The 9,967-nt window shown below is 35.0% G+C and carries 8 protein-coding genes; all 8 read left to right on the top strand.

Annotated elements, in window-relative coordinates:
• Positions 1-1,976, top strand: a 1,976-nt coding sequence (locus ABJI11_RS11045; RefSeq protein WP_348352102.1) for a PVC-type heme-binding CxxCH protein, incomplete at its 5' end; no start/stop codon positions are given.
• Between the two features lie 20 nt (positions 1,977-1,996).
• Positions 1,997-2,983 (top strand): ThuA domain-containing protein, encoded by a 987-nt coding sequence (locus tag ABJI11_RS11040; RefSeq protein ID WP_348352100.1) that lies wholly within the window; start codon positions 1,997-1,999, stop codon positions 2,981-2,983.
• 15 nt (positions 2,984-2,998) lie between these two features.
• Positions 2,999-4,759, top strand: a complete 1,761-nt coding sequence (locus tag ABJI11_RS11035; RefSeq protein ID WP_348352098.1) for an OstA-like protein — start codon at positions 2,999-3,001, stop codon at positions 4,757-4,759.
• A gap of 9 nt (positions 4,760-4,768) precedes the next feature.
• Positions 4,769-5,944: an aspartate aminotransferase family protein gene (locus ABJI11_RS11030; protein WP_348352096.1), complete on the top strand. Its 1,176-nt coding sequence runs from the start codon at positions 4,769-4,771 to the stop codon at positions 5,942-5,944.
• A gap of 104 nt (positions 5,945-6,048) precedes the next feature.
• On the top strand, positions 6,049-7,452 hold the full coding sequence (locus tag ABJI11_RS11025) for a tetratricopeptide repeat protein (protein ID WP_348352094.1): 1,404 nt from the start codon (positions 6,049-6,051) through the stop codon (positions 7,450-7,452).
• Positions 7,453-7,469: 17 nt separating this feature from the next.
• Positions 7,470-8,384: a DUF368 domain-containing protein gene (locus tag ABJI11_RS11020; protein WP_348352092.1), complete on the top strand. Its 915-nt coding sequence runs from the start codon at positions 7,470-7,472 to the stop codon at positions 8,382-8,384.
• A 13-nt stretch (positions 8,385-8,397) separates the two neighbouring features.
• Positions 8,398-9,417 (top strand): DUF368 domain-containing protein, encoded by a 1,020-nt coding sequence (locus ABJI11_RS11015; protein WP_348352090.1) that lies wholly within the window; start codon positions 8,398-8,400, stop codon positions 9,415-9,417.
• On the top strand, positions 9,389-9,967 hold a 579-nt coding region (gene aroE, locus ABJI11_RS11010), incomplete at its 3' end, for a shikimate dehydrogenase (RefSeq protein ID WP_348352088.1). The genes ABJI11_RS11015 and aroE, both read left to right, overlap by 29 nt.

The raw sequence follows: 9,967 nt of genomic DNA, 5'->3' as shown, positions 1-9,967 counted from the left end.
CAAATCTAGCAAATCCTGCACAAGTATCATTTGATAATAAAGGTAGATTATGGGTCGCTACCCTACCCTCTTACCCGCATTACAAACCTGGTGACCCAAAGCCAGATGACAAGATCATCATATTAGAAGATACCGACAATGATGGAAAGGCTGATAAAGAAACTGTCTTTGCAGATAAATTACATTTACCCATAGGCTTTGAATTCACTCCAGAAGGAGTTTATGTTAGTCAAGGCACCAACTTAAAACTTTACACAGACACCAATGGTGATGATAAGGCAGATAAGGTTGAAATTGTATTAAGTGGTTTTGATGATCATGATACACACCATGCTATTTCTGCATTTTGTGCAGACCCCTCAGGGGCATTTTATATGTCTGAAGGAGTTTTTCTCCACACTAATGTTGAAACTTCATATGGACCGGTTAGAGCTACCAATGGTGGATTTTACAGATACAATCCACAGAGAAAACACTTAGAACGCACGCTACAAGTTCCAATTCCAAATCCGTGGGGAATAGCCTTTGACGAATGGGGACAAGATTTCTTTTTACACACCTCTGGTCCCAAAGTAAACTGGATGATGCCAAGTTCCCTAAAATCTATTTATGGTATTGCATCTCCATTGACAGAAGAATTGGTTGAAGAAGCACATCGCGTAAGACCTACTTCAGGAATGGAATTTATATCTAGCAGTCATTTCCCTGAAGAAGTTCAAGGAGATATGCTATTAGCAAATACCATTGGGTTTTTAGGTATAAAGCAACATCAAATGACGGAAGATGGTACAGGCTACACATCTAAACACAGACAAGATTTAATTACGAGTACCGACCCTAATTTTAGACCTGTTGAAATGGAAATTGCACCAGATGGGTCATTATATGTAGTTGACTGGCACAATGTACTAATAGGTCATATGCAGCATAATGCCCGTGATCCCTTAAGAGATCATGTGCATGGTAGAATTTATAGAATTACCTACCCTTCTAGACCTCTGGTTGAACCCGCTAAAATTGACGGAGCTTCAATAGCGCAATTATTTGAAAATTTAAAATTACCTGAATATAGAACACGTTATAGAACCCGTCGCAAATTAAGAGGAAGAAATACAGATGAAGTTCTTGGTTATTTAAATACTTGGGTGAACAACTTAGATAAAAGCGATTCTAATTACGACCATAACCGTTTAGAAGCTTTATGGGTTTCATGGGGATTAAATAAAGTAGATGCACCACTTTTAGAAGCCTTATTAAAATCTGATGACCACAGAGTTCGCGCTGCCGTAGTTAGGGTAATTAGATATATGGGGCATCAATTGAACAACTCTCAAGATTTATTGAAGATTGCCGCAACAGATAAACATGGCAGGGTTCGTTTAGAAGCTATTACAGCTGCATCATGGTTGCCAAAATCTGAAGGCATGGAAATATTAGAAGTTGCTAGAAAGTATCCATTAGATGAATGGATGCAAGACTCCTTTAATTTTGCCGAAACCAGGTTAACTGGTAATTTTTTAGAAGAGGCTTCAGAGAAAATACTTGCCTCCCACCTTAAGGGCGATGATTTAGAAGTTTTCATAAAGGGAAAGAAAATTTATGAAACCGAAGGCTATTGTATAACCTGCCACCAAGAAGCGGGTACGGGTTTACAAAAAGCCGGCTACCCAACTTTAGTAGGGCAAGAATGGGTTTTAGGTGATGAAGAACGGTTAATAAAATTAGCATTACACGGACTTTACGGTCCAATGAACATAATGGGTAATCATTATGAAGGTCAAGTACCTATGATGGCTTTTAAAGGACTTTTAAAAGATGATGAAATTGCAGCAGTTCTTACTTATGTTAGAAATTCCTTTGGCAACAAGGCATCGATTATTGACACCAATAAAGTGAAAGAGGTCAGGGAAGCAACTAAGGATCGTAACAGTTTTTACACACCAGACGAGTTGCTTAAAGAACATCCAATGAAATAAATAACACTAAAATTGACCCTATGAAATTAAAATATATAGTACTACTTTTTCTAAGTATACTAGCCGCATGCGGCGAAAAAGCGAAAGAAAGCAAAGAGACTAATTTGAGAGACGAAGTTAAGCCCCCTCACATTGTATTTGTTACAGGAGAAGAAGAGTATCGTTCAGAAGAATCTTTCCCAATGTTAGCCAGGTTAGCAAAAAGAGAATTGGGAGCTAAGGTTACAGTGGTCTATTCTGTAGATAGTTTGGGTTATATTGACCCTAATAGAACAGACCATATTGCTGGGTTAGAAGCATTAGAAACAGCAGATTTAATGGTCGTATTTATGCGTTTTAGAAATCTTCCTAAAACTGAGCGTGATTTTATCACCAACTATGTAGAATCCGGTAAACCTATGGTGGGCTTTAGAACCACTTCACATGCTTTTAAATATGACAATGATTCTACATTAATTGAATTTAATAATGATTGGCCCGCAAAAGTTTTTGGTCAACAATGGATTACCCACCATGGGCATTTTGATGATGGCAAGTACCCGGTGACAGATATATCTATTAAAAAAGGTCATGAAAACAACCCAATATTAAATGGTTTTTCTGAATTTGAAGCTTATTCATGGTTATATCATGTAGACGGTGGGGATTGGAAATTACAAGGAGATAGTGAACCAATTTTAATGGGGCATTCAACAAAATCTCAACATGAAATAAATGGTAAGTTAGATGAGTATTCTTTGGACAACCCTGTTGCATGGACCAAAAGTTATACAGGAACATCAGGCAAAAAGGCTAGAGTTTTCTTTACCACCCTTGGACATCCTTATGATTTAAAATTACCAATTACGCGAAAAATAGCAATGAACGGAATTTATTGGGCTTTAGGCAAAGAAGATAGCATACCAAAAGATGGCGTTAATGTCTCTTTAGATGAACCATTTCTACCTAACAATTCTGGATTCGGCCAAAAATTTAAAAAAAATCGCAAACCAGAACCAATATTATAGCACTTTACTAAATGTATGCCAATAGTTTTATGCGCTCTTTTAAAATGTCCTATTTTTGAAAAAATTTTTAGGTTGAAAAAGATTTATATCGTTGTTTTTTTATTCTTTACATGTATTCTTTTTGGCTATGCCCAACAGAATACTAACGAAGAAGAACCCAAACAAATTAATATCGTCTACGGTGCCAATTTCACAAAAAATGAAGCTGAATACCCTGGTGCATCTATATTTAGCAAAGACACCCGTCAAGTTCAATTTGAGCATCAAGGTGCAGATTTATGGTGCGATGTTGCCATCTATTACCAACTAGAAAATAGATTAGAAGCTATTGGTAATGTTATTTTAAAGCAGGGCGACTCTGTTGAAATGACAAGCAAAAAAATTAATTATTTAGGCGATGTAAAATTGGCTAAAGCATGGGGAAATGTTGTCTTAACAAATTCTGACATGACTTTAAGAACGGACACTTTGCGTTTAGATCGTGAAAAACAAGAAGCTTTTTATCAAGATAACGGTACTGTAGTAGACTCAGCAAATACATTGACAAGTAAAATTGGCAAGTATTTTATGGAACTTAAAAAATATCAGTTCTTGGATAGTGTACATGTTAAAAATCCTGAATATACTTTAGACTCAGAACAATTAGACTATTACACGAATTCTAAAAATGCCTACATGTACGGGCCTTCTACCATTAATGGAGAAACGTATAAAATATATTGCGAAAGGGGATTTTATGATACCAAAGTAGAAACCGGCTACGGAATTAAAAACACTCGTATAGATTACAACAATAGAATTATTGAAGGTGATAGTGTATACTTCAACAAGGCAGAGGAATTTGCATCTGCTACCAACAACATTACGGTAACAGATACTATTAACAATGGTATAATTAGAGCACACTATGCCGAAGTATTTAAAGCTAAAGATTCTGTATTTGCTACCAGAAGAGCAGTATCTATTTCTGTTCAAGAAAGAGATTCTCTGTTTGTTCATGGAGATACGTTAATGGTCACCGGCAAACCAGAAGATAGAGTTTTACGAGCTTTTAGAAATGCTAAATTCTACAAAACAGATTTAAGCGGTAAATGTGACAGCATACATTCTGAACAAAAAACAGGTATTACACAATTAATTAAAAACCCTATTATTTGGAACGGTGCCAATCAAATGACAGGTGATAGCATTCATCTAAAATCGAACTTAGAAACGGAAAAACTTGATTCTCTAAAAGTATTGAACAATGCCTTTATAATATCCCTAGACAGTGTTAGTATGACAGGATATAATCAAGCCAAAGGAATTAATTTATTTGGAAAGTTTATTGAAAACGAATTAAAGCTCATAGACCTAGTTCAGAATACCGAGGTCGTTTATTACATGTATAATGATGATGACGAACTTATAGGTATAGATAAAACTGTTTGTAGTAAAATAAGAATTACAATGGTAGAAAATGACATTGAAGACCTTACCTTTTACACAGACCCAGATGGCGATATTTTCCCCGAAAAAGATTTACCAAAAAACAGTAGAATTTTAAAAGGCTTTGTATGGCGTGGTGATGAACGCATATTAACCAAAGACGATATTTTTGATGAAGATGATAACAATCTAAAACTCGTAGTTATCAATGGTATTGACAACCCAATAGATATTGATGCCGAGGAACAACAACGAAGTAAAAACGAATCTGATCCCGTCAATAATATTCCTGCACAAAATAAAGCAACAGACCCTAAAAAGTCGGTAAAGCCTAAAAAGGTGAAATAGTTATTTCACATGAACAAAGATTTTCTAAAATATCAAGCACAAACTTCTCCCTACCCTTTAGGTATGGAAGTTTCTCATGCTAGCAGTAGTTATATCTATGATACTAATGGTAATGCACATTTAGATTTTGTTGCCGGTGTATCGGCATGCACACTTGGCCATTGTCACCCAGATGTGGTAGATGCCATAAAAGAGCAGGTAGAGAAATATATGCATGTAATGGTGTATGGCGAATATGCACAATCACCTGCAACCATTTACACAAAATTGCTTGCAGATAATTTACCTGAACCCTTAGAGGTTACATATTTGGTTAATTCTGGAACAGAAGCTATTGAAGGTGCTTTAAAGTTAGCACGTCGATTTACCGGTCGTTCAGAAATCATTGCAGCTAAATCTGCTTATCATGGTAATACCATGGGTAGTTTAAGCTTAATGGATTTTGAAGAACGCAAAAGTGTTTTTAGACCTTTACTACCAGATATTTATCATATCAGTTTCAATAACGAAGAAGATTTAGAAAAGATCACAACCAAAACTGCCTGTGTAATTTTAGAAACTATACAAGGCGGTGCAGGTTTTATACTTCCTACAAATGACTATTTAAAAAAAGTAAAAGCACGTTGTACAGAAATGGGAGCGTTGTTAATACTTGACGAAATACAGCCAGGTTTTGGTAGAACAGGAAAACTATTTGCTTTTGAACATTTTGACTGCATACCAGATATTTTGGTCATAGGTAAAGGCATGGCATCTGGTTTACCCGTTGGTGCTTTCACCGCCAGTAAAGAAATTATGCAAACGTTAAGTGAGAATCCGAAAATGGGACATATCACAACTTTTGGTGGTAATCCGGTTATTGCAGCATCTAGTTTGGCAACATTGAAGGTACTATTGAATTCTACTTTAATTACTGATACTGTAAAAAAAGAAATACTTTTTAAATCGCTATTAAAGCATCCGAAGATAAAAGAAATCAGAGGCAAAGGGCTAATGCTTGCCCTGATCATGGATTCTCCCGAAACAGCAAATGAATTAGTCTTAAAAGCTAAAGAAAAGAACCTTATTCTATTCTGGTTATTATTTGAAAATAGAGCCGTAAGAATTTCTCCGCCATTAACAATTTCAGAAAAAGAAATTAAAGAAGGTTGCGCTATAATTTTAGCACTTCTTAACTCTATGTAAATCAACGTTGTTAACTAATTTGTTAATAATATCGATTGACTCCATGGCTGAAACCCCGTACAATCGCTTACTTTTAAAATATCTTGTAAAACCAAAAAGTTCCTATGGCGTTAGAATCTAACGAGAGACCGGACAAGCCGATTACAAAATTTGAATCGATGTTAAAGACAGATGATGTCTATTTCTTTGATGCAGAAGATTTTGAAGATATTGTGCACCACTACCTTAATCATGGGAAGATTTCTTTGGCTAAAAAAGGAATTAAAATTGGTTTACAGCAGCATCCCGCTTCCATAGAACTAAAATTACTACAGGTAGAAGTCATGGTTTTTGAAAACCAGATGGAAAAAGCCGAAGCACTGTTAGATGAATTACAGCAGCTGGATAATAACAATGATGAAATATACATTCAACGTGCCAATATTTATTCTAAGAGAGATGACCATGCTGGCGCAATAGAATTGCTACAAAAAGCACTAAGCTTCACTAATAACAGTTTTGACATCTACAGCCTATTGGGTATGGAGTATTTGTTCATGGACAACTTCAACAATGCCAAAGAAAGCTTTATGAAGTGTGTGGAGTTTGATGAACAAGATTATTCGTCACTTTATAACGTGGTATATTGCTTTGAATTTCTTGAAGATTATGATGGTGCAATAGTTTATCTGAACAGCTATTTAGAAAAGAACCCGTATTGCGAGGTAGCTTGGCATCAATTAGGTAAGCAGTATTATTTTAAAGAAATGTTCACTGAAGCCTTGACTGCTTTTGATTTTGCAGTAATTTCAGATGATACTTTTATTGGCGCCTACTTTGAAAAAGGAAAGGTACTTGAAAAATTAGGTCGCCATAAAGAGGCTATTGAAAACTATGAAACTACTATTTCTATTGAAGATCCAACATCTCATGCATTTTTAAGAATTGGAAAATGTTATGAAAAATTAAAGGATACTGAAATGGCCAAATACTATTTCTACCAAACTGTGCATGAAGACCCACTTCTAGACAAAGGTTGGCTAGCCATTACAAATCTATATTATAACAGTAGAGATTTTGAAAAGGCAGTTTTCTATATTAATAAAGCTTTGAATATTGACGGAGAGAATCCGCAATATTGGAAAAAATGTGCTCAAATTCACATGGCTTTAAAGAATTACGATCAAGCAGATTTCGCCTTTAAACAAGCGGTAGACCTTGGTAATTTTGAAATAGATACATGGTTAAGTTGGGCAGAAGTAGTTCATATTAATGGGGAAGAATCTGCTGCAGTAGAGATTTTAGCACAAGGAAGAGAGTTTTATCCTGAAAATTTAAAACTTTTATATAGATCTGTAGGCTACTTATTACTTGCCGAAGACCCTATTAATGCACGAATTATGCTAATGGATGCATTAAAGATTGATAAAAAACAGAAAAAACTACATTTGTTCACTGAAAATTTTCCAGAATACGGCAAGTCTGAATGGACACAAGAAATTGTAAGAAAATACAATAAAACCTCATAGATTAGGTTCTACATTTCATGGATAATAGAAAACTAAAAGATTATACTTTCATATCTCTAAAAGGTATGGCAATGGGTATTGCCGAATTGGTACCTGGCGTATCTGGCGGCACAATAGCCTTTGTAACAGGTATTTACGAAGAATTCATTACTTCTATCAATAACGTTAACCTAACAACCTTAAAAGTTTTAAAAGAAGAAGGCTTTAAACAGTTTTGGGAGAAATTAAACGGTAACTTTCTTTTAGCCTTGGCCATTGGTATGATGATCAGTATTTTAACATTATCTAAAGCGATTGCCTGGTTATTGGTAGAGCACACTATAGTTACATGGGCATTCTTTTTCGGTTTGGTATTGGCAAGTGTCATTTTTGTAGCCAAATCAATTAAAAGATGGAACGCGTTAGCAATTGTATTGTTCATAATAGGTACTGTAAGCGCTTTTTATATTACGACCCTACCCCCTTCTACCAGTTCTGGCAGTCTGCCTTACATTTTTTTATCCGGCGCCATTGCTATTTGTGCCATGGTAATGCCAGGGATTTCAGGAGCATTCATTTTAGTTCTAATGGGATCATTCAAAACTGTTTTAGAGGCTTTAAATGAAAAGGATTTTGGCATTCTAATAACGTTTATATTCGGAATAGTTTTCGGCATTTTAAGTTTTGCTCGAGTTTTAAAATGGATGTTTACCAATTATAAAGATGCTACATTAGCGGTTTTAACGGGATTCATCTTAGGTTCATTGAACAAAATATGGCCTTGGAAAAATATTATAGAAGTTATTCAGATTGGTAAAAAAGAAATTATTGTTGACGAAAATATTTCTCCATTCGCTTTTCAAGGTGATAATCAATTAACCTTTGCTATTGTTGCCGCTGTAATAGGTTTTTCTCTTATTTTTATATTAGAAAAATCAGCTTCTAAGAAGTAACGCAAAAACCTAAATGAACGAAACCCGATCCTTTACAGATAAATTTTTCTTGGTCGTAAAGGGACTTTGTATGGGTGCTGCCAATAAAGTACCAGGTGTATCTGGTGGTATAGTCGCATTTGTTGGTGGTTTTTACGAAGAATTCATTTATTCCCTTCAAAAAGTAAATGGAAAAGCTTTTAAGCTACTTATCAATGGTAGACTTAAGAGCTTCTACAGATATATAAACGGTTCTTTTTTAACCCTGCTCATCTTTGGCATGCTGGTAAGCTACTTCAGCATATCTAAAGTATTAGATTATTTTTTGGTTAAACGAGAACTTTATGTTTGGGCCGCTTTTTTTGGTATGATTCTAGGATCCATATATTATATAGGCAAAGATTTCGATTACTGGAAAAAGAAAACCTTTACCGCCGCATTGATAGGTTTAAGTGTAGGTGTTGCCATTAGTTTTCTTAGTCCCGCCAAGGAAAACGACAACTTACTATTTATCTTCTTATGTGGTATGATCAGTGTATCTGGCATGACTTTACCTGGGCTTTCAGGCTCTTTCATATTAATATTATTAGGCAATTACGTACTGTTATTAGTAGATTCTGTTAATGCGTTATATGATACATTTTCAGAGTTAATTGTGGGTGATTTTAGTTTTACCTCCAATACAGGAAGATTACATACCCTAAAAATCTTAGCGGTATTCACTTTGGGATCCGCTACAGGTCTAGTAACCCTCTCCCATGTATTGACTTACGTCTTAAAACATTTTAAACATGTAACTACGGCTACAATATTAGGTTTCATTACTGGATCACTAGGTGTTGTCTGGCCATGGAAAAGAACAATTTTTAAAACGGGTATTGACAGAGAAAGCGTTTTAGATACGAACGGAAAACCGATAATAATGAATTATGAGCGGTTTATACCAGATTTGACCACCGTAGAAAACTGGATAGCTATTTTCTTTATTATAATTGGTATTAGTATTTTGCTACTTTTAGATTGGTATGGAAAAAACAGAAAAACAGAAAACTAATTACGGTTTAATAGGAAAAGATATTTCTTATTCATTTTCAAGAGGTTACTTTAAAAAAAAATTCGAAGAGATGGGTTTAAATCATTGCCAATATCAAAACTTCGATTTACAATCTATTTCAGAATTCCCTACTATCTTTGAAAACGCCGAAAATGTTCAAGGCCTAAACATTACCATTCCCTACAAAGAAGATGTAATGTCATTTTTAGATGACATGGATAAAGCCGCAAAAAAAATTGGAGCTGTAAATACCATAAAATTTACAGCAAATGGTCTAGTAGGCTACAATACCGATGCCTACGGATTTGAAAAATCTATAGAGCCCTATTTAAAAGAACATCACAAAAAAGCATTGATATTAGGTACAGGAGGAGCATCAAAAGCAATAGCATTTGTATTGGATGAATTGGGAATTGATTTTTCATTTGTTTCCAGAAGTGGCAAAAACAATGGTTATACCTATACGGAACTAACCGATGATATTATTACCGACCATACTTTGATTATTAACTGTTCACCAGTAGGCACATTCCCAAATATTGAAGAAAAG

The sequence above is a fragment of the Maribacter sp. genome, assembly GCF_039968975.1.
Lineage (GTDB): Bacteria > Bacteroidota > Bacteroidia > Flavobacteriales > Flavobacteriaceae > Maribacter.
Note: the sequence above shows the minus strand (reverse complement) of the source record. Positions and strands in the feature narration are given on the sequence as shown.